Origin of the sequence: Ramlibacter montanisoli, from assembly GCF_013087525.1 — a bacterium.
Lineage (GTDB): Bacteria > Pseudomonadota > Gammaproteobacteria > Burkholderiales > Burkholderiaceae_C > Ramlibacter > Ramlibacter montanisoli.
Window position 1 is genome coordinate 1,171,475 of record NZ_JABFCS010000001.1, and the last position, 26,264, is coordinate 1,197,738.

Here is a 26,264-nt window from a genome sequence, read left to right on the forward strand (position 1 = left end):
GGCGCGAGCAGCACGCTGGCCCTCACGGTCGCGGCTGGACGACCCGACAGTGGTGAATGCCGAGACCGTGTCCACCCCCGAAGACGCGGCGGCCTCCGGGAACGTCCTCTCCAACGACAGCGACGTCGAAACCGTCCTGGCCGTGGTGGACTTCAGCATCGGCGGCACGCGTTACGCCGCCGGGAGCACCGTCGCCATTTCGGGCGCCGGCAGCTTCACCCTGGCGGCGGACGGCAGCTACAGCTTCACGCCCGTGGCCGACTGGAACGGAACGGTGCCGCAAGTCACCTACACGACCACGACCGGTGCCAGCAGCACCCTGGCCGTCACGGTCACGCCGGTCAACGATGCGCCCGTGCGCACGTCCGCCGCTCCTGCCGACATCGTCGTGGTGGAAGGCAGCCTGCCGTCCTCGCTGGGCCTGTCCGGCCTCGCCCATGGCGTGGGCGGTGGCAGCGACGAGGCTGCGCAGTCGCTCGCTTTCACCGTCACGGCGCTGCCCGACGCGATCGGCACCGTGGTCGTGAACGGCGCGGCGGTCAGCGTCGGCGGCAGCTACACGCTGGCCGAACTGGCGGCGATGCAGTTCGAGCCGTCCAAGCTCGTGAGCAGCGGCGCGGGCACGTTCGCCTTCTCCGTCCGGGACAGCGGCGGTGCCGCACTGGCCGGTGGGGAGACCGTGCGCATCGCGATCCAGAACCAGGCTCCGGCCCTGGCCGGCGCCAATGCCATGCCGGGCGTCGATGAAGACGAAACCACGCCGGCCGGCATGCTGGTCGCCGACCTGATCGCCGGCCAGGCGAGCGATCCGCTCGCCAGCTACGGCATCGCCGTGGTGGCGGCGGACGGCAGTGCAGGGCGCTGGGAATTCAGCCGCGACGGCGGCAGCACGTGGTCCGCGTTCGCGGGCGTGAGCGGCACGAGCGCCGAACTGCTCGCCGCCGATGCGCTGAACCGCGTCCGCTTCGTGCCGGCTCCCGACTGGAACGGCACCGCCGGCGGCCTGGAATTCCGCGCCTGGGACCTGAGCAGCGGCACGGCCGGCCTGCGCGCCGACACCACGGTCAACGGCGGAACGTCCGCCTTCAGCAGCGGCACGGCGAGCGCCAGTGTGGCCGTGGCAGCGATGGCCGAAGCGCCGCCGCCGTCGGTGCTGCCGCCCGCTCCGGTGCCCGCTCCTGCACCCGCACCGGCGCCGGCGCCCGCACCCGTGTCGGAGCTGCCCCCGAAGAGATGCCGGCCCCAGCGCCCGCGCCTGTGGTCGTTGCCCTGCCGCCGGCCGCCGGGCCGGCCCCGGCGCCGATCGTGCCGCAGCCTGCAGCGCCCGTGCCGGCAGCCGCCTCCGCGCCCACGCCGGGACGCTCCGCGGCCTCGGTCCTTCCGGCCATGGCGGATGTGCTGCTGGAAGCTCCGAACTTCTCGGCTCGCTTCGAGACGCTGACGGGATTCGCGCCGCAGAACCTGGAGGCCGTGCCCGCGACCACGCACAACTCCTTCATGGTTGCCGTGGAGCGCGAGCTGCGGCTGGCCGGCCTGACGCTGGCGGGCCATGGCGACTTCGTCGTCACCGGCTTCGCCGCCCTGGACAGCGGCCCCGGCCGGATCTCGGTGGAGCACTTCCAGCAGGCCTTGCGCTCGGGCGCCTTCATCGAGGAACTGAACCGCCTGCGCCGGCAGCTGCACGAGGACTTCGACCTCGATCGCAGCACCAGCATCACGGTCGCCGGGCTGTCGCTGGGCGTCTCCCTCGTCTACGTGCTCTGGCTGGTGCGCGGCGGCGTGCTGCTGGGAAGCTACCTGTCCGCGCTGCCCGCGTGGCGCCTGCTGGACCCGCTGCCGGTGCTGGCACGCGCAGGCGACGAGGAAGAGGACGGCGACGAGGACGACGAGACTTTCGATCCGGACCAGGCGAAGGGCGGCGACCCGCTGCGAGGTTTCACTTGAAGCTGTTCAACACCCGCACCTACATCGCGCTGGGCCTGGCCTCCATCGTCAGCACGGTGCTGCTGGCGGCTTCCTTCCTGGGACTCGTGCCGGACCGGCAGGGTGCGGTCCGCGCCGGCCGCCTCGCCCTGGCCGAGTCGGTCGCGGCGAGCAGCGCCGCCTTCCTGAGCAGCCCGGACCCGGCGCGGCTGCAGGACGTGCTGCGCTTCATCCAGAAGCGCAACGAGGGCCTGCACTCGATCGGCCTGCGCACGCGCGAAGGCCGCCTGGTCGTCGCGGTGGGCGAGCACGCTCGCAACTGGGTGTCCGTGAAGACGGGACGCGCGGTGGACGGCCAGGTGCAGGTGACGCTGTTCGCCGGCGACCAGCAGTGGGGGCAGCTGGAAATGCGCTTCGAGCCGGTGTCGCCCCCGGGCCTGGCCAGCGTGCTGCAGACCCCGCTGGTGCTGCTGCTGGCGTTCTGCGGAACGCTCTGCCTGTTCTTTTTTCCATCTACCTGCACCGCGTGCTGCGGCACCTGGACCCGGCCCAGGCGATCCCCTCGCGCGTGCGTTCCGCGCTGGACTCGCTGACCGAAGGCCTGCTGGTGATGGACCAGCACCACAACATCGTGCTGGCCAACGATGCCCTCACCCGGCTGCTCGGGAAGGACAACGCGCAGTTGATGGGAACGCCCGTCGGGGCCATCCGGTGGCTGGACGACATGGAGCGCAGCCTCGCGGGCACGCCGCCCTGGACCACGGCGCTGCGGACTGGCACGGTGCAGCGCGACCTGCAGCTCAAGTTGCGCGACGCGCAAGGCGACATCCGCAGCTTCGTCGTGAACTGCTCGCCGGTGCTGGCCACCGGCGGCAAGGCCACCGGCGTGCTGGTCAGCCTGGAAGACATCACGCTGCTGGAACAGAGCCGGGTGGAACTGCGCTCGGCCAGGGACGAGGCCGAGGCGGCCAACCGCGCCAAGAGCGAGTTCCTCGCCAACATGAGCCACGAGATCCGCACCCCGATGAACGCCATCCTCGGCTTCACGGAACTGCTGCGGCGGGGCTTCGGCAAGAGCGAGCGCGAGTCCTCCCGCTACCTGGACACCATCCACCAGAGCGGCAAGCACCTGCTTGGCCTGATCAACGACATCCTGGACCTGTCGAAGGTGGAGGCGGGCCAGCTGACGGTGGAGAAGATCGCCTGTGCGCCCCACGAGGTGATCCAGGGCGCGATGTCGGAACTCGCGATCAAGGCGCAGGAAAAGGGCATCCGCCTGTCCATGCGGCTGCTGACGCCGGTGCCGGAGCGGGCGCAGTCCGATCCCGCGCGGATCCGCCAGGTGGTGCTGAACCTCCTGAGCAACGCGGTGAAGTTCACCCAGGCCGGCGGCGTCGAGGTCGTCCTCGCGTGCAACGGCACGGCCTACACCATCGAGGTGAGCGACACCGGCATCGGCATGGACCCGGACAGGGTCGAGGAGATGTTCGATCCCTTCACCCAGGCGGACGTCTCCATCTCGCGCCGCTTCGGCGGCACCGGCCTGGGACTGGCGATCAGCCGGCGCCTGGCGCGCGCGCTGGGCGGCGAGCTCACCGCCACCAGCCAGCCCGGCGTCGGCACGACGATGATCTTCACCTTCGCCACCGGAGCGCTGGAGGGCGTGCGCCTGCTGGATGCGACCGACATCGCGGCGCCGCATGCCGGCGCCGCCGCCGCGCGCACGCGCTGGCGCATCCCCTCGGCGCGCGTGCTGGTGGTCGACGACGGCGCGGAGAACCGCGAGCTGCTGTCCCTGGTGCTCACCGAGCACGGCCTGTGGGTCGAGGAGGCGGAGAACGGGCAGGTGGCCGTGGACAAGGCGGCCGCCACGAACTTCGACCTGGTGCTGATGGACATGCAGATGCCGGTGCTCGATGGCTATGCCGCCACGCGCGAGCTGCGGCGGCGCGGCGTGCACGCGCCGATCGTGGCGCTGACCGCCCACGCGATGAAAGGCTACGAGGAGGAGGTGATGCAGGCGGGCTGCACGGCCTACCTGACCAAGCCGGTGGACATCGACGCCCTGCTGCGGCAGGTGGCGCAGCTCCTGGGCGGCACCGCCGAACAGTCCTCGGGGCAGCCGGAACCCTCCGTGTTCGGCGACCTCGCCGAGCTGCCGGAAGTCCACGCGCCGATCCGCTCTCGCTTCGCCGGCAACGCCAAGCTGGTGCCCATCGTGCGCAAGTTCGCCGGCCGCCTGCGCGAGCAGCTTGGCAATGCGCGCGAGGCATCCGACGCCGGCAACCTGGCGGAGGTGGAGCGCCTGGCCCACTGGCTGGCCGGCGCCGCCGGCACGGTGGGCTACGACGCCTTCACGGAACCGGCCCGCGAAATGGAAGCGGCCGCCAAGGCCGGCGACGCCGCCGCGGCTGACGGCGTTCTGCAACGCTTGTCACGGATGGCGGGCCAATTGGAGGTGCCGGACGTCGCCATCGGGTGATGCACGAGGCACAATGGACCAATGAATGAGAAGGACTCCGGCTCGGGCGGAGGCTATCGGGGAGCAGGGATTCGGAGCGGGACCACATGGCGACGCAGCCGACCGTGTTCGCGCCCGGCGAGGACAGGCTGACCGAAAAGGAACTGCGCGCGTTGTCGCCGCAGGACGTGCTGTGGCGCCACCGCTCGGTCGCCGGGCTCTCGGACGCGTTGATCATGATGGTCGACGACGAGATGCTCAACATCGAGATGACGCAGGCCTTCCTGGTGGAAGCCGGCTACCGGCATTTCGTGCAGACCGACCGGCCCGAGCAGGCCTTGGCCATGCTGCGCAAGCAGCTGCCCGGCGTGCTGCTGCTGGACCTGAGCATGCCCAGGGTGAGCGGCCTGGAGATCCTCTCCAGCATGCGCGACGACCCCGTGCTGCGCCACGTCCCGGTCATCGTGCTCACCAGCAGCACCGACCCCCAGACCAAGCTGAAGGCGCTGGCGATGGGGGCCATGGATTTCCTCTCCAAGCCGGTGGACCCCAGCGAGCTGGGGCTGCGCATCCGCAACACGCTGGCGGCCAGCGCCTACCGGGAGTACCTGGGCCAGCACGACTCGCTCACCGCACTGCCGAACAAGCAGCGCTATCGCAAGGAAGTGGCCGACGTGCTCGCCGCGGCGCAGAAGGACGGCTACGACGGCGCGCTGCTGCACGTGGGCGTGGATGCGCTGGGTCGCATCAACGACGCCCTGGGGCGCACCGTGGGCGACCAGCTGATGCAGCGCATCGCCAAGCGCCTGGCCAGCTGCGTGCAGACCGAGTCGGGAGGCGAACTGAGTTCCGAGCAGCACAACCCGATGCTGTACCGCTTCGACGGCGACGAGTTCGCCATCGTGGTGCCCTACATGGAAGGCGTCCACAGCGCCGCTGCCTTCATCAACAAGTTGCTGGAGGACGCGACCGTCAGCTTCCAGCGCTCCGGCGCGCCGGAGCTGTTCGTGACCTGCAGCGTGGGCGTGTCGGTGTTCCCCACCGACGGCATGGATCCGGACCTGCTGATCCGCAACGCGGGCTGGCCCTGCGCCATGCCAAGCAGGCGGGTCCGCACCGCTACGAGTTCTTCTCGCCGCGTTTCAACGAGATGGCGCAGAGCCGGCTGGACCTGAGCGCCGAACTGCGCCACGCCATCAGCCGCGACGAGATCGAGCTCCTGTACGAGCCGCGGGTGGAGCTGGCCACCGGCCGCGTGGTCGCGAGCCAGACCGTGATGCGCTGGAAGCACGCGTCCGGCCGCATCATCGAGGGCGACGAACTGATGGACCTGGCGGGCACGTCGGAGATGGATGTCGCCCTGACCGAGTGGCTGTTCGAGCAGATGCGCAAGCACGTCAAGAACTGGCGCGCGGCGGGCCTGCAGCCGGTGCCCATGGGCATCAAGGCCTCGCTGGCGAACATGCGGCCCAGCGACCTCACCCACCTGGTGAATGCCGCGATCGGCGGCGGCATGGACGCGAAGCACATCACGCTGGAACTGCAGCACGTCGGCGCGATCGACAACCTGCCTTCCCGGGAAGCGGCGGCGATGGCGACCCTGCGCAAGAAGGGCATGCGGCTGTCGCTGGACCGGTTCGGCAGCGTTGCTTCCGTGGCCCACCTGCGCAAGCTCATGTGCGACGAGATCAAGGTCGACGACTCCTTCGTGCGCGACCTGGAGAAGGACGCGGTGGTGCAGGCGATGCTGCTGGGAATGGGCGACCTGGCGCGCCGGCTGCGCCTCACCTGCGTGGCCTGCGGCGTGGACACGCCCGCGCAGCTCGCCTTCCTGAAGAAGAACGGCTGGGACCAGGGACAGGGCCGCCTTTTCGGCGAGCCGCAGTCGGGCCTGGCCTTCGCGGCCCGGTGGCTCACCCGCAGCGGCAAGCCGCAGCGCGTGCCCATGCCCGGCGAAAACATTTGAGCAGGGACAAGCTCCACGCCTAGTGGAATCCACCGGGATGCGGGCCGCGCGCGATTGGGCGTAGACTGGACCGTGGCCCACCAGGGCCATCCGAGTTCAGGAGGGCCCTTGCAGCCGACGAACATCGCCAACCCGGCGTATTTCCACAAGGTGGTGGATTGCCAGTGGGCTTGCCCCGCGCACACCCCGTCCCCGAGTACATCCGCATGATCGCGCAGGGCCGCTACGGCGACGCCTACATGGTCAACTGGGTGTCGAACGTCTTCCCCGGCATCCTTGGCCGCACCTGCGACCGGCCTTGCGAGCCTGCCTGCAGGCGCGGCCGCGTGGAGGAGAGCAACACGGGGGATCCGGAACCGGTGGCCATCTGCCGGCTCAAGCGCGTGGCCGCCGACAACAAGGACGACGTGCGCTCGCGGATGCCGCAGCGCGTGCCATCCAACGGCAGGCGCGTCGCCTGCGTGGGCGCCGGGCCCGCCTCGCTGACCGTGGCGCGCGACCTCGCACCGCTGGGCTACGAGGTGACGGTGTTCGACGGCGAGCAGCGCGCCGGCGGCTTCATCCGCACGCAGATCCCGCGCTTCCGCCTGCCGGAGGAGATCATCGACGAGGAGACCGGCTACGTGCTGGACCTCGGCGTGAAGTTCGTCGCCGGCCAGCGCATAGACTCCATGAAGGCGCTGATGGCGCAGGGCTACGACGCCATCTTCGTGGGCTGCGGCGCGCCGCGCGGCCGCGACCTGAGCTGCCGGGGCGGCGCGAGGCCGCGGCGAACATCCACATCGGCATCGACTGGCTCGCTTCGGTCTCCTTCGGCCACGTCACGCAGGTCGGCCGGCGCGTCATCGTGCTGGGCGGCGGCAACACCGCCATGGACTGCTGCCGCTCCGCGCGGCGCCTGGGCGGCGAGGAAGTGAAGGTGATCGTGCGCAGCGGCTTCGAGGAGATGAAGGCCTCGCCCTGGGAGAAGGAGGATGCCATGCACGAGGGCATCCCCATCATCAACTTCCATGTGCCCAAGGCCTTCGTGCATGAAGGCGGGAAGCTCACCGGCATGACCTTCGAGGTGGTGCGGGCCGAGTACGACGCGCAGGGCCGGCGCAACCTGGTGCCCACGGGTGAGCCGGATCCCTTCTTCCCCTGCGACGAGGTGCTGATCGCGGTGGGGCAGGAGAACGCCTTTCCCTGGATCGAGCGGGACAGCGGCATCGCCTTCGACCGCTGGGGCCTGCCCGAACTGCACAAGACGACCTTCCAGTCCACCGTGCCCAACGTCTTCTTCGGCGGCGACGCCGCGCTGGGCCCCAAGAACATCATCACGGCGGTGGCGCACGGCCACGAGGCGGCGATCTCCATCGACAAGCTGCTGCACGGCGAGGACGTGCGTGTGCGGCCCGCGCCCACCGCGAACCTGATGTCGCAGAAGATGGGCATCCACGAGTGGAGCTACCACAACGAGACCTCGCCCGACGAGCGCTATGCCGTGCCCTGGGCGGCGGCGGAAAAGGCGCTGGCCAGCATCCGGGTGGAGGTGGAACTGGGCTTCGACGCCGCGACCGCGTTCAAGGAAGCGCAGCGCTGCCTGAACTGCGACGTGCAGACCGTGTTCAACCAGACCGCCTGCATCGAGTGCGACGCCTGCATGGACATCTGCCCGATGGACTGCATCAGCTTCACCGCGGACGGCGAGGAGCCCGACCTGCGCCAGCGGCTGAAGGCGCCGGCCCTCAACCTCGCGCAGGACCTCTACGTCTCGGGCGAGCTCAAGACCGGCCGCGTGATGGTGAAGGACGAGGACGTCTGCCTGCACTGCGGCCTGTGCGCCGAGCGCTGCCCCACCGGCGCCTGGGACATGCAGAAGTTCCTGTTCAAGTCGGCGATGGCGGGGTCCGGCTGCCGCGACAAGGGTGCGCACAAGGCGCAGGAGGCGGTGGCATGAAGCGCATCACGGCAGTCAACGACTTCGTCGTCAAGTTCGCCAACGTCAATGGCTCGGGCTCGGCCTCGGCCAACGAGCTGTTCGCCAAGTCCATCCTGCGCATGGGCGTGCCGGTCAGCCCGCGCAACATCTTCCCGAGCAACATCCAGGGCCTGCCCACCTGGTACGAGGTGCGCGTCAGCGAGCAGGGCTGGCTGGGACGCCGCGGCGGGGTCGACATGATGGTGGCGATGAACCCGCAGACCTGGGAGGCCGACGTGGCGGAACTCTCGCCCGGCGGCTACCTCTTCTACGACAACACCCGGCCGCTGCCGCCGTCCGCCTTCCGCGACGACGTGCACGTGATCGGAATGCCGCTCACCGAGATCTGCAACGCGGTCTATTCGGACCCGCGGCAGCGCCAGCTGTTCAAGAACATCGTCTACGTCGGCGCCCTGTCGGTGCTGCTGGAGATCGACCCGGCGGAGATCGAGAAGCTGTTCGGCGAACAGTACAAGGGCAAGGAGAAGCTGCTGGCCTCCAACGTCCAGGCCCTGCAGCTCGGGCGCGAGTTCGCGCAGGAGCACCTGGACGCGCCGCTGGGCATCCGCGTCAAGCGCGCCGACCGCGTGGGCGACCGCATCTTCGTGGACGGCAACAGCGCCGCGGCGCTGGGCTGCGTGTACGGCGGCGCCACCGTCGCGGCCTGGTACCCGATCACGCCTTCGTCCTCGGTGGCCGAGGCCTTCCAGCGCTATTGCGGCAAGTTCCGGGTCGACCCGGACACCGGCCAGAACCGCTACGCGATCGTGCAGGCGGAAGACGAGATCGCCTCGATCGGCATGGTGGTGGGGGCAGGGTGGAACGGCGCGCGGGCCTTCACCGCAACCTCCGGCCCGGGCGTCTCGCTGATGACCGAGTTCATCGGCCTCGCGTACTTCGCGGAGATCCCGGTCACGATCATCAACGTGCAGCGCGGCGGCCCGTCCACCGGCATGCCGACGCGCACCCAGCAGGCCGACATCCTGTCCTGCGCCTACGCCTCGCACGGCGACACCAAGCACGTGCTGCTGCTGCCCGAGGACCCGCACGAGTGCTTCGAGCACGCGGCCCAGGCGCTGGACCTGGCCGACCGCCTGCAGACGCCGGTGTTCGTGATGACCGACCTGGACATCGGCATGAACCAGCGCCTGTGCGAGCCCTTCGGCTGGCGCGAAGGCGGGGCCTACGACCGCGGCAAGGTGATGAGCGCCGAGGAGCTGGAGGCCGGCAAGGACTTCGGCCGCTACAAGGACGTGGACGGCGACGGCATCCCCTGGCGCACGCTGCCCGGCACGCACCCCACGCGTGGCTCCTACTTCACGCGCGGCACCACCCGCGATCCCTACGCGCGCTACTCCGAGCGCGGCCCGGACTACATGTACAACATGGAACGGCTGCTGCGCAAGATCCGCACGGCCGCCACGCTGGTGCCGCAGCCGGTCGTGCGCCGTGCCGCCGGCGAGGCGCGCCTGGGCGTCATCTACTTCGGTTCGACCAGTCCCGCGATGCAGGAGGCGCTGGACGTGCTGGCCGCCGAGGGCATCGAGCTCGACGCCATGCGCCTGCGCGCCTTCCCCTTCCCGGACAGCGTGCCCGAGTTCATCGCCAGCCACGACCAGGTGTTCGTGGTGGAGCAGAACCGCGACGCGCAGATGCGCACGCTGCTGGTCAACGAGCTGGAGGTCGATCCGGCCCGGCTGGTCAAGGTGCTGCACTACGACGGCACGCCGATCACGGCGCGCTTCATCACCGGCGCCATCACCGCGCACGTGCAAGAGCTCGGGGAGAAAGTGGCATGAGCCGCCGGGCCGCTCCCAAGGCGAATACCGCAGTGCGTAGCACGGAGGTTTCCGAATGACCTATATCGCCAAGCCGGCGCTGCACCATCCGACGCTGGAGAAGAACCGCGTCGGCTATACGCGGCGCGACTACGAAGGCAAGATCTCCACGCTGTGCGCGGGCTGCGGACACGACTCCATCTCCGCGGCCATCATCCAGGCCTGCTGGGAACTGGACATCGAGCCGCACCGCGTGGCCAAGCTCTCCGGAATAGGCTGCAGTTCCAAGACGCCCGACTACTTCCTGGGCGCCTCGCACGGCTTCAACACGGTGCACGGCCGCATGCCTTCGGTGCTGACCGGCGCCAACCTCGCCAACCGCGACCTGCTGTACCTGGGCGTGTCCGGCGATGGCGATTCGGCGTCCATCGGGCTGGGCCAGTTCGCGCACGCCATGCGGCGCGGCGTGCGCATGGCCTATATCGTCGAGAACAACGGCGTCTACGGCCTCACCAAGGGGCAGTTCTCCGCCACCGCCGACAGCGGCTCGAAGAGCAAGAAGGGCGTGGTCAACAGCGACAGTCCGGTGGACCTGGTGGCCATGGCGCTGCAGCTGGGCGCCACCTACGTCGGCCGCAGCTTCTCCGGCAACAAGGAGCAGCTGGTGCCGCTGATCAAGGGCGCGATGGCGCATGGCGGCGCCGCCTTCATCGACGTGATCAGCCCGTGCGTGGCCTTCAACAACCACCCGGGCAGCACCAAGAGTTACGACTACGTGCGCGAGCACAACGAGGCGGTCAGCCGCATCGACTTCATCACGGCGCGCGAGGAGATCACGGCGCAGGCCGCGCCCGGCGAGGTGGTGGACGTGCGCCAGCACGACGGCTCGCTGTTGCGCCTGCGCAGCCTGCATCCGGATTACGATGCAACGGACCGCTATGCGGCCATGGCCTTCATGCAGGAGCACCAGGCGCGCGGCGAAGTGGTCACGGGCCTGCTCTACGTGGATCCGCTGGCCACCGACCTGCACACGGCGCTGAACACGACGGCCAGGCCGCTCAACACGCTGGAAGCCGGGGACCTGTGTCCCGGCGTGAAGCTGCTGGACAGGATCAACGCATCGCTGCGCTAGCACGGGCAGCGACCCAGGGGCACAGGGAGGCCGCCGTTTCACCTCGAAAGGAGGTCGCACATGGCTGAACGCACCGTTTTCCAGTCCGTGCCCAGGATGCACGTCCTCAGCCTCGGGCCGCACGCCAACGTCTGGGAGGCCGCCTGCGCCATGACGCGCGCCAACTGCGGCAGCGTGCTGGTGATGGAACCGCCCGATCGGCTGCTGGGCATCGTCACCGAGCGCGACCTGATGACGCGCGTGCTGGCGAAGGCCCTGGATCCCAAGCAGACCTCGCTGGTGCAGATCATGACGCCGCACCCGCAGTGCGTGGCGCCCGAGACCAAGGTGTCGGACGCCGTGCTGATCATGATCGAGCGCGGCTTCCGCCACCTGCCCATCGTCGCGGCCGATCGCAAGATCCTGGGCGTGTTCTCGATCCGCGACGCGCTGCCGCGCGAGATCGGCACCGCGCTGAGCGAGGCCGAGTTCAACGAGCAGGTGAACGACGCGCTGGGTTAACCCGGACCGCGCCTGGCCCGGGCGCGGGCGAGCGCCGCCTCGATCACCGCCTTCTTGCGCGCCAGTTCCACGCCTTCGGCGCCGTGCGTCAGCGCGGGCAGGTCGGCAAGCTTCTCGCGCGCCTTGCGTTCCATGCGCTCGTCGTGCTCCGCCGCCTCGCGCAGCTTGCGCGCCCGGCGCGCCTCGTAGCGCTGCAGCGCCTCGGCGGCCTGCGCCTGCGACCATGCATTCCAGCCGGTACGTTCGCCGGTGACGTTCTCCAGGGAGATGCAGTCGACCGGGCACACCGGCACGCACAGCTCGCAGCCGGTGCAATACGGCTCGATCACCGTGTGCATGCGCTTGTTGCCGCCCAGGATGGCGTCCGTGGGACACACGTCCAGGCACAGCGTGCAGCCGATGCACCAGGCCTCGTCGATCACGGCGACCGTGCGCGGCGCCTCGACCCCGAGCTCGGGGTCCAGCGGGATGGGGCGGCGGCCGGTGAGTTCGGCCAGGCGCAGGATGCCCTGGGCGCCGCCGGGCGGGCAGCGGTTGATGTCGGCCTCGCCGGCGGCCATGGCCTCGGCGTAGCCGGCGCAGTCGGGATAGCCGCAGCGCGTGCACTGCGTCTGGGGCAGGGCGGCGTGCAGGCGCGCCGCCTGCGGCTTCACTTGCGGCGGGCGCGTGCCGGCGTGGTGGCTCGCGCCGTTGCAGGACTCTTGCGGGCGGCGGCCACGGCCTTGCTGCGTCCCGCGCTCTTGCGGGCGGCGGCCACCGGCTCGTTGAACTGCAGGATGAAGTCGCGCACCTGCGGGTACACCACTTCGCGCCAGCGGCGGCCGCTGAAGATGCCGTAGTGGCCCGCGCCCTTGACTTCCAGGTGCTTCTGGCGCGCCTTGGGCACGTTGAAGCACAGGCCGTGCGCGGCCTCGGTCTGGCCGGAGCCGGAGATGTCGTCCAGCTCGCCTTCGATCGTGAAGTGCGCGGTGGTCTTGATGTCCTCGGGCCGCACGCGCTCCAGCACGCCGTCCGGGCTCATCACGTCCCAGGTGCCGTTGACCAGGCCGAACTCCTGGAACACGATGCGGATGGTGTCCAGGTAGTAGTCGGCGTCCATGTCGAGGACCGCGTTGTACTCGTCGTAGAACTGGCGGTGGGCCTCGGCGCTGGCGTCGTCGCCGGCGATCAGGTGCTTGAAGTAGTCGTAGTGGCTGGACAGGTGGCGGTCCGGGTTCATCGCCACGAAGCCGGAGTGCTGCAGGAAGCCGGGATACACGCGGCGGCCGGCGCCCGGGAAGCTGGTGGGCACGCGGTAGATCACGTTGGCCTCGAACCACTCGAAGCTCTTGTTCATCGCCAGGTTGTTCACCGCGGTCGGCGACTTGCGCGCGTCGATCGGGCCGCCCATCATGGTCATCGTCAGCGGCGTCGGTTCGCCGCGGCTGGCCATCAGCGACACCGCAGCGAGCACCGGCACCGTCGGCTGGCACACGCTGATCACGTGGCAGTTGCCGTACTCGGACTGCAGGTGGCGGATGAACTCCTGCACGTAGTTCACGTAGGTGTCGAGGTGGAACGGGCCCTGTTCCAGCGGCACCATGCGGGCATTGCGCCAGTCGGTGATGTAGACCTTGTGGTCCTTCAGCATCGCGCGCACGGTGTCGCGCAGCAGGGTGGCGTAGTGGCCCGAAAGCGGCGACACGATCAGCACCGCCGGCTGTTCCTTCAGCCTGTTGAGCGTGGCGGTGTCGTCGGAGAACCGCTTGAAGCGGCGCAGCTCGCAGAAGGGCTTGTCGATCTCGACGCGCTCGTGGATCGCCACTTCGACGCCGTCGACGTCGACCGTCTTGATGCCGAATTCGGGCTTCTCGTAGTCCTTGCCCAGGCGGTAGATCAGGTCGTAGCTCGCCGCCATGCGCTGGGCGAGGGGATGCTGGCCGAAGGGCGAAAGCGGGTTGCTGTAGAGCTTGGACGCCGCCTGCGCGAAATCGGCGAAGGGCTCCATCAGGGAGCGCTGCGCTTCATAGATCTGGTAGAGCATCGGGAGTCCTGGTTGTTGCAGTGCAATATACCAGCCGCCGAGCAAGGCTGCACGAGGTAGAACTACGGATGAGTCACCTCGGAGCCCCGGCCGTCAGGTTTGCCGGGGGCTGGTGTAGGAATGATGCAAGGAATGGGCGCAAAAGGGTGTCGCGGCCGCTCAGATCGCCTGCAGGACCGAGGGACCGATGGCGTGCGCGGAGGGCGGGGTGTCGCCCGCGATGCCCAGGACCGAGCGCGCCACCGCCTCGGCGACCTCGATCCCGTCCACTCCCGCGGACATGATGCCGCCGGCATAGCCGGCGCCTTCCCCTGCGGGGTAGAGGCCGCGCACGTTCAGGCTTTCGTACTGCCGGTTGCGGGTGATGCGCAGCGGCGAGGAGGTGCGCGTCTCCACCCCGGTCAGCACGGCATCGCGCATCGCGAAGCCGGCGATCTGCCGCTCGAAGGCCGGGATCGCCTCGCGGATGGCGTCCAGCACGTAGGGCGGCAGGCTTTCGCGGCCCGGCTGCGCCAGGTCGGTCATGCGCACGCCCGGCTTGTACGAGGGCAGCACGGTGCCCAGCTCGCGGCTGCGCTGCTTCTTCACGAAATCGCCCACCAGCTGGCCGGGCGCCACGTAGCCGCCTTCGCCCAGCTCGTAGGCGCGCGACTCCCACAGGCGCTGGAAGCGCATGCCGTCCAGCGGGCTGACCGGGCCTTCCGACAGGCCGTCCTGCCGGTAGTCCTGCGGCGAGATGCCGACCACGATGCCGGCGTTGGCGTTGCGCTCGTTGCGCGAATACTGGCTCATGCCGTTGGTGACCACGCGTTCGGGCTCGGAGGTGGCGGCCACCACGGTGCCGCCCGGGCACATGCAGAAGCTGTAGACGCTGCGGCCGTTCTTCGCGTGGTGCACCAGCTTGTAGTCGGCCGCGCCCAGGATGGGGTTGCCGGCATTCGGGCCGAAGCGCGCGCGGTCGATCACGCCCTGCGGATGCTCGATGCGAAAGCCCACCGAGAAGGGCTTGGCCTCCATGAACACGCCGCGCCCGTGCAGCATGGTGAAGGTGTCGCGCGCACTGTGGCCTAGCGCCAGCACCGCATGGTCGGCGCGCAGCTGCTCGCCGGAGGCCAGCGTCACGCCGCGCAGCCGCAGGCCGTCGCCGTCGGGCTCGAGCTGCACGTCGGTCACCTGCTGGCCGAAGCGGATCTCGCCGCCCAGCGACTCGATCTCGGCGCGCATCTTCTCCACCATGCTCACCAGGCGGAAGGTGCCGATGTGCGGCTTGCTGACGAACAGGATCTCGTCGGGCGCACCCGCCTTCACGAACTCGGTCAGCACCTTGCGCGTGAGGTGGCGCGGGTCGCTGATCTGGCTCCAGAGCTTGCCGTCGCTGAAGGTGCCGGCACCGCCTTCGCCGAACTGCACGTTGGAGTCCGGGTTCAGCACGCCCTGGCGCCACAGGCCCCAGGTGTCCTTGGTGCGCTGGCGCACTTCCTTGCCGCGTTCCAGCACGATCGGGCGCAGGCCCATCTGCGCCAGCAGCAGCGCGGCGAAGATGCCGCAGGGACCGAAGCCGATCACCAGCGGCCGCGGCCTGTCCTGCGCGCGGAAATCCGCCGGCGCATGGCCGACGAAGCGGTAGCGGGTGTCGGGCGCGGGCTTCACGTGCGGGTCGCCCGCCTTGGCCGCCAGCACCGCGGCCTCGTCGCGCACTTCGCAGTCGACCGTGTAGATCAGGACGATCGCCGTCTTCTTGCGCGCGTCGTAGGCACGGCGGAACACCGAGAGGGACAGCAGGTCGGCGTCGGCGATGCCCAGGCGGCGCAGCACCGCGGGACGCAGCGCGTCCCCGGCGTGGTCCAGCGGCAAGCGGAGTTCGGTGATCCTGAGCATGGGGTGGCCTGAATGCAAAACGCCGCCCTGGGGCGGCGGATTGCGCGCAGCGCGGAAGCGGGTCAGCCGCCCTTGCGCGGGCGCTTGCCGGGGTTCTTCTTGCTGCGGGTGTGGGAGCCGCGCTCGAGGCTGACCTTCTGGCCGTGGCCCGTGGTGTTGGTGCGGCCGCTCGGGGCCTTCGCCTTGGGGGTGGCCTTGCGGTCTGCTTCGGTGACGATCTTGTTGCCCATGACGGCTCCGTTGAATCTTGTGGGTTGAAGGGAACGAACCCGCGATTATCCCTCAGGTGGCTTCGCCGCCGCCGCGAGCCATTCCAGCACGCCCTGCGCGGCGGCGCGGCCGGTCGCCATGCAGGCGGTCAGCAGGTAGCCGCCGGTGGGCGCTTCCCAGTCCAGCATCTCGCCGGCGCAGAAGACGCCGGGCAGGGCGCGCAGCATGCCGCGCGCGTCCAGGGCCTCGAAGCGCACCCCGCCGGCGGTGCTGATCGCCTCGTCGATGGGACGAGGGCGCAGCAGCGTGATCGGCAGGGCCTTCAAGGCACGGGCCAGCTCCGCCGGGTCGGCCAGCTTCGCGGGGGTCAGCATCTCGTGCAGCAGCGCCATCTTGACGCCCTGGATGCCCAGGCGGCTCTTCAGATGGGTGGACAGGCTGCGCGGGCCGCGGGGCCGGCGCGTTTCCTCCAGCACCTGCGCGGCGTCGTGCTGTGGCAGCAGGTCGACCAGGAGGGTGGCTCCGCCGCTGGCCGTGATCTCGTCGCGCAGCATGGCGCTCAAGGCGTAGACGAGGCTGCCCTCGACGCCGGTGTCGGTGATCACGAACTCGCCGCGCTGCCACCCGTAGGCTGGGGTGACGCCAGGAACCCCAGCGATGCGCGACGCGCTGGGGTTCGCTTCGCTCACCGCCAGCCTACCGGGGGCCACGGCTGCGGCGACTGTCTTCAGCGGCTGGCCTGCGAAGCGCTCGCGCAGGTAATCGCTCCAGCCGGCTCGACCCGGCGCGGTCGGGGCCACGTCGAAGCCGCAGTTGGAAGGCTGCAGCGGCGCGACTTCCACGCCGCGCTCCTGCAGCCAGGGCAGCCAGGCGCCGTCGGAGCCCAGGCGCGACCAGCTCGCGCCGCCCAGGGCCAGCAGGGTGGCGTCGGCATGGTGCGTGACCTCGCCGCCCGGCGTGACGAAACGCAGCGCGCCATCCTCCGTCCAGCCGGTCCAGCGATGCCGCGGATGCACCCGCACCCCGGCGGCGCGCAGCCGGTGCAGCCAGGCGCGCAGCAGCGGCGCCGCCTTCATGTCGGTGGGGAAGACGCGGCCGGAGGTGCCGACGAAGGTTGCGATGCCCAGGCCGGCGGCCCAGGCGCGCACCGCCTCGCCATCGAAGGCGCTGACCGCGTCGTGCAGTGCGCTCTCGCGCTCCCCATAGCGCGTGAGCAGCTTGGCCGTGGGTTCCGAATGCGTGAGGTTCAGGCCGCCGCGGCCGGCCAGCAGGAACTTGCGTCCCACCGTGGCCATGGCGTCGAACAGGTCGACCTGCGCGCCGCCCGCGGCCAGCACTTCGGCGGCCATCAGGCCGGCCGGTCCGCCGCCGATCACGGCGACGCGGCCGGCCGCCGCCGCGTCCTTAGCGGACGACGGTGGCAATGGACTCGGCGACGTAGTCGATGTTCTTGCTGTTCAAGGCGGCCACGCAGATGCGGCCGCTCTCGATGCCGTACACGCCGAACTCGTTGCGCAGGCGGACCATCTGCTCCTTGGTCAGGCCCGAGTAGCTGAACATGCCGACCTGCTGCGTGATGAAGCCGAAGTCGCGCTGCACGCCTTTTTCCTTGAGCTTGCCCACCAGCGCGCCGCGCATTTCCTTGATGCGCACGCGCATCGCGGCCAGTTCCTTTTCCCACAGCGCGCGCAGTTCCGGCGTGTTGAGGATGGTGGCCGCCACCTGGCCGCCGTGCGTGGGCGGGTTGCTGTAGTTGGTGCGGATGACGATCTTCAGCTGCGACAGCACGCGCGTGGCCTCGTCCTTGTTCTGGCACAGCACGGACAGGGCGCCGACGCGCTCGCCGTACAGGCTCAGGCTCTTGGAGAAGGAGGTGGACACCAGGAAGTCCTCGCCGGAGGCGAGGAACTTGGCGACCGCGATGCCGTCCTCGGCGATGCCCTGGCCAAAGCCCTGGTAGGCCATGTCGAGGAAGGCCACCAGCTTGCGCGCCTTGACCGCCGCGACCACCTGGTCCCACTGGGCGGCCGTGAGGTCGTAGCCGGTCGGGTTGTGGCAGCAGGCATGCAGCACGACGATGGTGCCGGCGGGCGCGGTGTTCAGCGCCGTCAGCATGCCGTCCATGTCGATGCCGCGCTTGTCGGCGTCGTAGTAAGGGTAGTTCTCGACCGTGAAGCCCGCGTCGCGGAAGATGCCGCGGTGGTTTTCCCAGCTCGGGTCGCTGATCAGCACCTTGGCGGTGGGGTTCAGCTTCTTCAGGAAGTCGGCGCCGATCTTCAGGCCGCCGGTGCCGCCCAGGGCCTGCACGGTGGCGACGCGGCCGCTCTTGACGGCTTCCGAATCGGCCCCAAATACCAGGGCCTTGATCGCGGCGTCATAGGCCGCGATGCCATCGATCGGCAGGTAGCCGCGGGCCGCGTGGGCGGCCATCATCTTTTCCTCGGCCTTCTGCACGCACTCCAGCAGCGGCAGCTTGCCGTTGTCGTCGTAATACACCCCCACGCCGAGGTTCACCTTTTTCGGGTTCGGATCGGCAACGAACTGCTCGGTCAGCCCGAGGATCGGGTCGCGGGGCGCCATTTCGACGGCGTTGAAGAGAGACATGGGGTTCCTTGGATGCGGTGGCACGAACGCCCGGCCTGTTGTACGCTGGCCGGCTGCCCGCAATTTTAATGGGTCGACCAGATACACACCGAATGAGCGCAATACCCGAGGCAACGCAGGCCCAGCAGGACGAGAAAAAGGGCCAGTTCATCAGCTTCCCCGGCTCCCCGTTCGAGCTCTTCATGCCCTATCCGCCGGCCGGCGACCAGCCGCAGGCGATCGAGAAGCTGGTGGAAGGCGTCAACGACGGCGAGGTGTTCCAGACCCTGCTGGGCGTGACCGGCTCCGGCAAGACCTTCACCATGGCCAACGTGATCGCCCGCCTGGGCCGGCCGGCGATCGTGTTCGCGCCCAACAAGACCCTGGCCGCGCAGCTCTATAGCGAATTCCGCGAGTTCTTCCCGAAGAACGCCGTGGAGTACTTCGTGAGCTACTACGACTACTACCAGCCGGAAGCCTACGTCCCCCAGCGCGACCTGTTCATCGAGAAGGACAGCTCGATCAACGAGCACATCGAGCAGATGCGGCTGTCGGCCACCAAGAGCGTGCTGGAGCGGCGCGACACGGTGATCGTGGCGACGGTGTCGGCGATCCGGCATCGGCGCCCCCGAGGACTACACGCAGATGCGCTTCATCGTGCGGGTGGGCGACAAGATCGGCCAGCGCGACGTGATCGGCCAGCTCATTCGCATGCAGTACAACCGCAACGAGCAGGACTTCTCGCGCGGGACCTTCCGCGTGCGCGGCGACACCATCGACATCTTCCCGGCGGAACACTCGGAGCTGGCGATCCGCATCGAGCTGTTCGACGACGAGATCGAGACGCTGCAGCTGTTCGACCCGCTGACCGGCCGCATCCGCCAGAAGGTTCCGCGCTTTACGGTCTATCCCTCCAGCCACTACGTGACGCCGCGCGAGAAGGTCGTGTCGGCCGTGGAGTCGATCAAGCTGGAGCTGAGGGACCGGCTGGACCACTTCGTCAAGCAGGGCAAGCTGGTCGAGGCGCAGCGCCTGGAGCAGCGCACCCGCTTCGACCTGGAGATGCTGTCCGAGCTGGGGCACTGCAAGGGCATCGAGAACTACACGCGCCACCTTTCGGGCGCGCCGCCCGGGGCGCCGCCGTCCACGCTGACGGACTACCTGCCCAAGGACTCGCTGATGTTCCTGGACGAGAGCCACCAGATGATCGGCCAGCTCAATGGCATGTACGCCGGCGACCGCGCCCGCAAGGAAACGCTGGTGGAGTACGGCTTCCGCCTGCCTTCGGCCATGGACAACCGGCCGCTGAAGTTCGAGGAGTTCGAGACGCGCATGCGGCAGGTGATCTTCGTGTCGGCCACCCCCGCCGACTACGAGAAGACCCATGCCGGCCAGGTGGTGGAGCAACTGGTGCGCCCCACCGGCCTGATCGACCCGGTGGTGGAAGTGCGTCCCGCCACCCACCAGGTGGACGACGTGCTGCAGGAGATCCGCCTGCGGGTGGAGAAGAACGAGCGCGTGCTGATCACCACGCTGACCAAGCGGATGGCGGAGCAGCTCACCGACTACCTCAGCGACAACGGCGTGAAGGTGCGCTACCTGCACAGCGACGTGGACACCGTGGAGCGGGTGGAGATCCTGCGCGACCTGCGGCTGGGCCAGTTCGACGTGCTGGTGGGCATCAACCTGCTGCGCGAAGGCCTGGACATCCCGGAGGTGTCGCTGGTGGCCATCCTGGACGCGGACAAGGAAGGCTTCCTGCGCGCCGAGCGCTCGCTGATCCAGACCATCGGCCGGGCCGCGCGCAACCTGAACGGCCGCGCGATCCTGTACGCGGACCGGATGACCGACTCGATGAAGAAGGCCATCGACGAAACCGAGCGGCGGCGCGAGAAGCAGGTCGCACACAACCTGGCGCACGGCATCACGCCGCGCAGCATCCAGAAGCAGGTGCGCGACCTGATCGACGGCGTCTACAGCGAGAAGGCGAGCAAGGAGCAGGAGAAGCAGGAACTGCAGCGCGCGATGGTGGAGGACATGTCCGAGAAGGACATCTCCAAGCGCATCAAGCAGCTGGAAAAGCAGATGCTGGAGCACGCCCGCAACCTGGAGTTCGAGAAGGCCGCCCGCGTGCGCGACCAGCTCGCGCTGCTCAAGGAACAGGCCTTCGGCGCCGTCGTGCACGACAACGTGGTGCCCATCGACACGGCCAAGAAGAAATGAGGAAGTACGCCGTCCTGATGGTCTGCATGGGCAACATCTGCCGCAGCCCCACGGCGGAGGGCGTCTTTCGCCACCTCGTGCAGCGCGAGGGGCTGGCGGACCGCATCCACATCGACTCCGCCGGCACCCACGACTACCACGTGGGCTCCCCGCCGGACGAGCGCAGCAGCCACCATGCCTCCCGGCGCGGCTACGACCTGTCGGCGCTGCGGGCGCGCCAGGTGAAACCCTCGGACTTCGAGCGATTCGACCTGATCCTTGCGATGGATCACGAGAACCTGGCCTTGCTGGAGGAAGACTGTCCGCCGCAGCACCGTCCCAAGCTCAGGCGCCTGATGGAGTTCGCGCCGGCCGGTCTCGGCGAGGTGGTCGCGGATCCCTACTACGGCGGCACCAAGGGCTTCGAGACCGTCCTGGACCACGTGGAGGCCGCCTGCGAGGGACTGCTGCGGCACGTGAGGGCGGAGCTGGCCGGCTGACGGGCTTGCTGCACTGCAGAAAGACCTGAGTACCCGAGCTGGGTGACGGGGCTTCTGGTATACTTGACGGAAACAGTCAGGAAACCCAAGAGAGAGTCAACGGAGCCGGGCGTCGTGCCCGGCCAGAGGGCCGGCCCCAAGCCGGAGCATGGGTGGAGACGGCCTGGCGTGGCGGGTGCCGCGCGAGGTAAAGGCAAGCAAGCCAGCAACAAGGAGCTAGCGATGCGTCTCACGACCAAAGGCCGCTTTGCGGTCACCGCGATGATCGACCTGGCACTGCGCCAGAACAATGGTCCCGTCACCCTGGCGGCGATCAGCCAGCGCCAGCAGATCTCGCTGTCCTACCTGGAGCAGCTGTTCGGCAAGCTGCGCCGGCACGAACTCGTGGAATCCACCCGGGGCCCGGGCGGCGGCTACACGCTCGGCCGCAAGGCGACCGAGATCACCGTGGCCGACATCATCGTGTCGGTGGACGAGCCGATCGACGCCACCCAGTGCGCCGGCAAGGAAAACTGCCAGGGCGACGGCGGCCGCTGCATGACGCACGAGCTGTGGTCCGCGCTCAACCAGCGCATGGTGGAGTTCCTGGATTCCGTCACGCTGCAGAAGCTGGTGGACGACCAGCTGGCCAAGGGCATGCAGATCGAGGACAAGCCGGCGCCCAAGCGCGCGATCTCCAGCCAGCCGGTGGTCAAGCCCATCCGCGTCAACGCGCCGAACTCGGTGTTCGCGCTCGGCAATTCCCTGGTCAAGCAATAAGAACGAATCCGACGGTGTGACAACGATGGACATGACGCCCCACTTCCCGATCTACATGGACTACGGCGCCACCACGCCGGTCGACCCGCGCGTGGTCGACGCCATGATCCCCTGGTTGCGCGAGCACTTCGGCAACCCGGCTTCCCGCAGCCATGCCTGGGGCTGGGAGGCGGAGGAAGCGGTCGAGAAGGCGCGCCAGCAGGTCGCCGACCTGATCGGTGCCGATCCGCGCGAGATCGTCTGGACTTCGGGAGCGACGGAATCGAACAACCTCGCCATCAAGGGCGCGGCGCACTTCTACCAGTCCAAGGGCAAGCACCTGATCACGGTGAAGACCGAGCACAAGGCCGTGCTCGACACCATGCGGGAGCTGGAGCGCCAGGGCTTCGAGGTGACTTACCTCGACGTGCAGGAAGACGGCATGCTGGACCTGGACAAGTTCAAGGCGGCGATCCGCCCGGACACCATCCTGGCCTCGGTCATGTTCGTGAACAACGAGATCGGCGTGGTGCAGGACATCCCGACGCTGGGCGCCATCTGCCGCGAGAAGGGCGTGCTGTTCCACGTGGACGCGGCGCAGGCCACCGGCAAGGTCGAGATCGACCTGAAGAAGCTGCCCGTGGACCTGATGAGCCTGGCCTCGCACAAGACCCGGCCCCAAGGGCATCGGTGCCCTGTACGTTCGCCGCAAGCCGCGCGTGCGCCTGGAAGCGCAGATGCACGGCGGCGGCCACGAGCGCGGCATGCGCTCGGGCACGCTGCCCACGCACCAGATCGTGGGCATGGGCGAGGCCTTCCGCCTCGCCAGGGAAGAGATGCAGAAGGACGTGGCGCACGCGCGCAAGCTGCAGCAGCGCCTGCTGGACGGACTGAAGGACATCGAGCAGGTGTTCATCAACGGGAACACGGAGCACCGCGTTCCGCACAACCTCAACATGAGCTTCAACTTCGTCGAGGGCGAGTCGCTGATCATGGGCATCAAGGGCCTGGCGGTGTCTTCGGGCTCGGCCTGCACCTCCGCTTCGCTGGAACCCAGCTACGTGCTGCGCGCCCTGGGCCGCAGCGACGAGCTGGCGCACAGCAGCCTGCGCATGACCATCGGCCGCTTCACGACCGAAGAGGAAATCGATTACGCCGTGACGACGATCCGCGAGAACGTCACCAAGCTGCGGGAGCTGAGCCCCTTGTGGGAGATGTACCAGGACGGCATCGACATCAGCACCATCCAGTGGACGGCCCACTAAGAAACACGGAATCAGGAGTACCAACATGGCTTATTCCCAGAAAGTCGTCGAGCATTACGAGAACCCGCGCAACGTCGGCTCCTTCGAAAAAGGTGACGAGAGCGTGGGCACCGGCATGGTGGGCGCGCCGGCCTGCGGCGACGTGATGCTTGCAGATCAAGGTGAACCCGCAGACGGGCGTGATCGAGGACGCGCGCTTCAAGACCTACGGCTGCGGCTCCGCCATCGCCTCCAGCTCGCTCGTGACCGAGTGGGTCAAGGGCAAGACGCTGGACCAGGCAGCTTCGATCAAGAACGCGCAGATCGCCGAGGAACTGGCGCTGCCGCCGGTGAAGATCCACTGCTCCATCCTCGCCGAGGACGCCATCAAGGCGGCCGTCGAGGACTACAAGAAGAAACACGCGAACTGAAGGCGATGGCAGTGTCCCTGACCCAAGCCGCGGCGCGGCACGTGACACGCTACCTTGCCAAACGGGGCAAGGGCGTGGGCGTGCGCCTCGGCGTCAAGACCACCGGCTGTTCCGGCCTGGCCTACAAGCTGGAGTACGTGGACGAAGTGGCTCCCGAGGACGTGGTCTTCGAGAACCACGGCGTCAAGCTGCTGGTGGACCCCAAGAGCCTGGCCTACATCGACGGCACGGAACTCGATTTCGTGCGCGAGGGCCTGAACGAGGGCTTCCGCTTCAACAACCCCAACGAGCGGGACCGCTGCGGCTGCGGAGAGAGTTTCCGCGTCTGAAGGTGAAGCTCCACTCCAGCGACTTCGAGCTGTTCGGCCTGCCGCAGCGCTTCGCCCAGGAGCGTTCGGCGATCGATTCACGCTGGAAGGACCTGCAGCGGGAAGCCCACCCCGACCGCTTCGCCGGCCAGGGCGCCAGCGCGCAGCGCGCGGCCCTGCAGTGGTCGGTGCGCATCAACGAAGCCTACCAGCGCCTGAAGGACCCGCTCAAGCGTGCCAGCTACCTGTGCGAGCGGCTGGGCGCCCCCATCGACGCCGAGAACAACACCGCCATGCCGCCGGAGTTCCTGATGGAGCAGATGGAATGGCGGGAAGCGCTGGACGAGGCCTCCAGCGAGGAAGCGCTGCAGGAGCTGTCGGAGCGGGTGCTGCAGCGCCGGCGCGAGATGCTGGCCGACATCCAGCAGCTGCTGGACCTCGAAGGCGATGCGCCGGCGGCGGCTCAGCGCGTGAGAGCCCTCATGTTCATCGAGCGCTTTGCCGGGGACGTGGAGTCCCGGCTCGCGCAACTGGGACAATAGCGGGCTCCCAAGAATTGCCATGTCCCTGCTGCAGATCTCCGAACCGGGCGCCTCGCCCGACCCCCACCAGCGCCGCATCGCCGTCGGCATCGACCTGGGCACCACGCATTCGCTGGTGGCCTCGGTGCGCAACGGCGTGGCCGAATGCCTGCCCGATGCGCAAGGGCGCGTGATCCTGCCTTCCGTCGTGCGTTACCTCGGTGACGGCCGCCGCCAGATCGGCTTCGACGCGCACGCCGCGCAGGCCGAGGACCCCGAGAACACCATCGCCTCGGCCAAGCGCTTCATGGGCCGCGGCCTGGCGGACATCGCCGGCCGCGAGAAACTGCCCTACCGCTTCGCCGACCATCCCGGCATGGTCACGCTGCACACGCGCGAAGGCGAGAAGTCGCCGGTGGAAGTGAGCGCGGAGATCCTGGCCACGCTGCGCTACCGGGCCGAGGACACTTTCAACGAAGACCTCTACGGCGCGGTGATCACCGTGCCCGCCTACTTCGACGAGGCCCAGCGCCAGGCGACCAAGGACGCCGCGCAGCTGGCCGGCCTGAACGTCTTGCGGCTGATCAACGAGCCGACGGCGGCGGCCATCGCCTACGGCCTGGACAACGCCAGCGAAGGCGTCTACGCGGTCTACGACCTGGGCGGCGGCACCTTCGACATCTCCATCCTGCGCCTGTCGCAGGGCGTGTTCGAGGTGGTGTCCACCGGCGGCGATTCCGCCCTGGGCGGCGACGACTATGACCGGGCGCTGGCCGACTGGCTGCTGCGGCAGGCGAAGGCTTCGCCGGAGACGGCCTCCGAGAAGGCCGCCATCAAGATGCTGGCGCGCCAGGTGAAGGAGCAGCTGTCCGAGCAGGACGCCGTGACGGCGACCGTCGCCGTGGGCGGCCGGCGCGTGGACGTGCGGGTCGCGCGCAAGGACTTCGAGCTGGAAACCGGCGACCTGACCGCCCGCACCATGGGTGCGGTGCGCGCGCTGCGCGACGCCAAGCTCACCAAGGACGAAGTGCAGGGCGTGGTGCTGGTGGGCGGCTCCACCCGCATGCCGCAGGTGCGCCAGGCCGTGGCCGATTTCTTCGGCAAGCCGCCGCTGACCAATTTGAATCCCGACGAGGTGGTTGCCCTGGGCGCCGCCATCCAGGCCAACCAGCTGGCCGGCAACAACCCGCAGGGCGAGCTGCTGCTGCTGGACGTGATCCCGCTGTCGCTGGGCATCGAGACCATGGGCGGGCTGGTGGAGCGCATCGTGCCGCGCAACGAGACCATCCCGACGGCCAAGGCGCAGGACTTCACCACCTTCAAGGACGGCCAGACCGCGATGGCGATCCACGTGGTGCAGGGCGAGCGCGACCTGGTCGCCGACTGCCGCAGCCTGGCGCGCTTCGAGCTGCGCGGCATCCCGCCGATGGCGGCCGGGGCCGCCCGCATCCGCGTCACCTTCACGGTGGACGCCGACGGCCTGCTGGACGTGTCGGCGCGCGAGCAGGGCAGCGGCGTCGAGGCGCACATCGTCGTCAAGCCCTCCTACGGCCTGTCCGACGAGCAGATCGCCACCATGCTGCGCGAGAGCTTCACCACCGCCGAGGCCGACATGAAGGTGCGGGCGCTGACCGAAGCGCGGGTGGACGCCGAGCGCATGATCATCGCCACCGTGAGCGCGCTGGACGCCGACGGTGACCTGCTGTTGCCCGAGGAGCGCCGCGAGATCGAGGCGCTGATGGCCACGCTGCGCGAGACCGCGAAGAACAGCGAAGACGCCGCCGTGGTCGAAGCCGCCGTGAAGGCGCTGGCCCAGGGCACGGAAGCCTTCGCGGCACAGCGGATGAACGAGGGCATCCGCAAGGCCCTTGCAGGCAAGAACCTCGAGGCGATCTAGTCCCTACC

At 69.0% G+C, this 26,264-nt stretch carries 19 protein-coding genes and 5 pseudogenes; 18 read left to right on the forward strand and 6 right to left on the reverse strand.

The annotated features are described in order from the left end of the window. Positions 1-49 precede the first annotated feature (49 nt). From HK415_RS23805 to HK415_RS06100, 10 genes and pseudogenes are all read left to right on the forward strand, one after another. Positions 50-1,441 (forward strand): cadherin-like domain-containing protein, encoded by a 1,392-nt coding sequence (locus HK415_RS23805; RefSeq protein ID WP_309246596.1) that lies wholly within the window; start codon positions 50-52, stop codon positions 1,439-1,441. Further along, positions 1,387-1,944, forward strand: coding sequence for a hypothetical protein (locus tag HK415_RS06060; RefSeq protein ID WP_171556290.1), 558 nt, complete (start codon positions 1,387-1,389; stop codon positions 1,942-1,944). Before HK415_RS23805 ends, HK415_RS06060 begins: the two co-directional genes overlap by 55 nt. Further along, a complete protein-coding gene (locus tag HK415_RS06065; RefSeq protein ID WP_171557340.1) occupies positions 1,941-2,516 on the forward strand; it encodes a hypothetical protein in 576 nt (191 codons plus the stop codon). Before HK415_RS06060 ends, HK415_RS06065 begins: the two co-directional genes overlap by 4 nt. Then, complete coding sequence (locus tag HK415_RS06070) at positions 2,450-4,405, forward strand: ATP-binding protein (RefSeq protein WP_171557343.1); 1,956 nt, start codon at positions 2,450-2,452, stop codon at positions 4,403-4,405. The genes HK415_RS06065 and HK415_RS06070 overlap by 67 nt, the downstream gene beginning before the upstream one ends. An 86-nt stretch (positions 4,406-4,491) precedes the next feature. Next, on the forward strand, positions 4,492-5,559 hold the full coding sequence (locus HK415_RS06075) for a response regulator (protein ID WP_171557351.1): 1,068 nt from the start codon (positions 4,492-4,494) through the stop codon (positions 5,557-5,559). Next, a complete protein-coding gene (locus tag HK415_RS06080) occupies positions 5,535-6,350 on the forward strand; it encodes an EAL domain-containing protein (RefSeq protein ID WP_171557354.1) in 816 nt (271 codons plus the stop codon). Before HK415_RS06075 ends, HK415_RS06080 begins: the two co-directional genes overlap by 25 nt. 108 nt (positions 6,351-6,458) lie before the next feature. Continuing rightward, positions 6,459-8,289: pseudogene (locus HK415_RS06085) on the forward strand (FAD-dependent oxidoreductase). Then, on the forward strand, positions 8,286-10,109 hold the full coding sequence (locus HK415_RS06090; RefSeq protein WP_171557356.1) for a 2-oxoacid:acceptor oxidoreductase subunit alpha: 1,824 nt from the start codon (positions 8,286-8,288) through the stop codon (positions 10,107-10,109). The pseudogene HK415_RS06085 and the gene HK415_RS06090 overlap by 4 nt, the downstream one beginning before the upstream one ends. A gap of 55 nt (positions 10,110-10,164) precedes the next feature. Then, positions 10,165-11,220: a 2-oxoacid:ferredoxin oxidoreductase subunit beta gene (locus HK415_RS06095; protein WP_171557358.1), complete on the forward strand. Its 1,056-nt coding sequence runs from the start codon at positions 10,165-10,167 to the stop codon at positions 11,218-11,220. A 60-nt stretch (positions 11,221-11,280) separates the two neighbouring features. Beyond that, positions 11,281-11,721 carry a CBS domain-containing protein gene (locus HK415_RS06100; protein WP_171557361.1) on the forward strand — a complete coding sequence of 147 codons (441 nt, stop codon included), beginning with the start codon at positions 11,281-11,283 and terminating at the stop codon, positions 11,719-11,721. Here HK415_RS06100 and rsxB read toward each other — a convergent pair. The 6 genes from rsxB to HK415_RS06130 form a co-directional block, all read right to left on the reverse strand. Beyond that, positions 11,718-12,374, reverse strand: a complete 657-nt coding sequence (rsxB, locus tag HK415_RS06105; protein WP_171557363.1) for an electron transport complex subunit RsxB — start codon at positions 12,372-12,374, stop codon at positions 11,718-11,720. The genes HK415_RS06100 and rsxB overlap by 4 nt on opposite strands. Continuing rightward, on the reverse strand, positions 12,371-13,744 hold the full coding sequence (locus HK415_RS06110; RefSeq protein ID WP_171557366.1) for a polyhydroxyalkanoate depolymerase: 1,374 nt from the start codon (positions 13,742-13,744) through the stop codon (positions 12,371-12,373). Before HK415_RS06110 ends, rsxB begins: the two co-directional genes overlap by 4 nt. Before the next feature lie 159 nt (positions 13,745-13,903). After that, complete coding sequence (locus HK415_RS06115) at positions 13,904-15,622, reverse strand: NAD(P)/FAD-dependent oxidoreductase (RefSeq protein ID WP_171557368.1); 1,719 nt, start codon at positions 15,620-15,622, stop codon at positions 13,904-13,906. 62 nt (positions 15,623-15,684) lie between these two features. Further along, the gene (locus HK415_RS06120; protein WP_171557371.1) at positions 15,685-15,852 is read right to left on the reverse strand and encodes a hypothetical protein; all 168 of its coding nucleotides are present in this window, start codon (positions 15,850-15,852) and stop codon (positions 15,685-15,687) included. Positions 15,853-15,897: 45 nt separating this feature from the next. Continuing rightward, positions 15,898-17,208, reverse strand: a complete 1,311-nt coding sequence (locus HK415_RS06125; protein WP_309246597.1) for a BaiN/RdsA family NAD(P)/FAD-dependent oxidoreductase — start codon at positions 17,206-17,208, stop codon at positions 15,898-15,900. A 28-nt stretch (positions 17,209-17,236) separates the two neighbouring features. Next, complete coding sequence (locus tag HK415_RS06130; RefSeq protein WP_171557375.1) at positions 17,237-18,436, reverse strand: amino acid aminotransferase; 1,200 nt, start codon at positions 18,434-18,436, stop codon at positions 17,237-17,239. A gap of 92 nt (positions 18,437-18,528) precedes the next feature. Here HK415_RS06130 and uvrB point away from each other — a divergent pair. The 8 genes and pseudogenes from uvrB to hscA all read left to right on the forward strand — a co-directional run bounded on the left by uvrB (position 18,529) and on the right by hscA (position 26,256). Then, a pseudogene (gene uvrB / locus HK415_RS06135) lies at positions 18,529-20,638 on the forward strand (excinuclease ABC subunit UvrB). A 23-nt stretch (positions 20,639-20,661) separates the two neighbouring features. Beyond that, positions 20,662-21,117, forward strand: a pseudogene (locus HK415_RS06140) (low molecular weight protein-tyrosine-phosphatase); the annotation flags it as partial. 222 nt (positions 21,118-21,339) lie between these two features. Beyond that, entirely contained in the window at positions 21,340-21,876 is a 537-nt protein-coding gene (gene iscR / locus HK415_RS06145; protein WP_171557380.1) for a Fe-S cluster assembly transcriptional regulator IscR, read from the forward strand. Positions 21,877-21,901: 25 nt separating this feature from the next. Beyond that, a pseudogene (locus tag HK415_RS06150) lies at positions 21,902-23,120 on the forward strand (IscS subfamily cysteine desulfurase). Positions 23,121-23,145: 25 nt separating this feature from the next. After that, positions 23,146-23,530: pseudogene (gene iscU / locus HK415_RS06155) on the forward strand (Fe-S cluster assembly scaffold IscU). 5 nt (positions 23,531-23,535) lie between these two features. Then, complete coding sequence (gene iscA / locus HK415_RS06160) at positions 23,536-23,859, forward strand: iron-sulfur cluster assembly protein IscA (protein ID WP_171557383.1); 324 nt, start codon at positions 23,536-23,538, stop codon at positions 23,857-23,859. Positions 23,860-23,861: 2 nt separating this feature from the next. Then, entirely contained in the window at positions 23,862-24,380 is a 519-nt protein-coding gene (gene hscB / locus HK415_RS06165; RefSeq protein ID WP_171557386.1) for a Fe-S protein assembly co-chaperone HscB, read from the forward strand. A 19-nt stretch (positions 24,381-24,399) separates the two neighbouring features. After that, a complete protein-coding gene (hscA, locus tag HK415_RS06170; protein WP_171557389.1) occupies positions 24,400-26,256 on the forward strand; it encodes a Fe-S protein assembly chaperone HscA in 1,857 nt (618 codons plus the stop codon). Positions 26,257-26,264: the final 8 nt, after the last annotated feature.

What these genes read in the sequence shown, in the direction of transcription:
- HK415_RS06060 (WP_171556290.1), top strand. Translation starts at nt 1,387, where the DNA reads ATGGCGGATGTGCTGCTGGAAGCTCCGAACTTCTCGGCTCGCTTCGAG.
- HK415_RS06075 (WP_171557351.1), top strand. Translation starts at nt 4,492, where the DNA reads ATGGCGACGCAGCCGACCGTGTTCGCGCCCGGCGAGGACAGGCTGACC.
- HK415_RS06080 (WP_171557354.1), top strand. Translation starts at nt 5,535, where the DNA reads ATGGCGCAGAGCCGGCTGGACCTGAGCGCCGAACTGCGCCACGCCATC.
- HK415_RS06090 (WP_171557356.1), top strand. Translation starts at nt 8,286, where the DNA reads ATGAAGCGCATCACGGCAGTCAACGACTTCGTCGTCAAGTTCGCCAAC.
- HK415_RS06095 (WP_171557358.1), top strand. Translation starts at nt 10,165, where the DNA reads ATGACCTATATCGCCAAGCCGGCGCTGCACCATCCGACGCTGGAGAAG.
- HK415_RS06100 (WP_171557361.1), top strand. Translation starts at nt 11,281, where the DNA reads ATGGCTGAACGCACCGTTTTCCAGTCCGTGCCCAGGATGCACGTCCTC.
- HK415_RS06110 (WP_171557366.1), bottom strand. Translation starts at nt 13,744, where the DNA reads ATGCTCTACCAGATCTATGAAGCGCAGCGCTCCCTGATGGAGCCCTTC.
- HK415_RS06115 (WP_171557368.1), bottom strand. Translation starts at nt 15,622, where the DNA reads ATGCTCAGGATCACCGAACTCCGCTTGCCGCTGGACCACGCCGGGGAC.
- HK415_RS06120 (WP_171557371.1), bottom strand. Translation starts at nt 15,852, where the DNA reads ATGGGCAACAAGATCGTCACCGAAGCAGACCGCAAGGCCACCCCCAAG.
- HK415_RS06130 (WP_171557375.1), bottom strand. Translation starts at nt 18,436, where the DNA reads ATGTCTCTCTTCAACGCCGTCGAAATGGCGCCCCGCGACCCGATCCTC.
- iscR (WP_171557380.1), top strand. Translation starts at nt 21,340, where the DNA reads ATGCGTCTCACGACCAAAGGCCGCTTTGCGGTCACCGCGATGATCGAC.
- iscA (WP_171557383.1), top strand. Translation starts at nt 23,536, where the DNA reads ATGGCAGTGTCCCTGACCCAAGCCGCGGCGCGGCACGTGACACGCTAC.
- hscA (WP_171557389.1), top strand. Translation starts at nt 24,400, where the DNA reads ATGTCCCTGCTGCAGATCTCCGAACCGGGCGCCTCGCCCGACCCCCAC.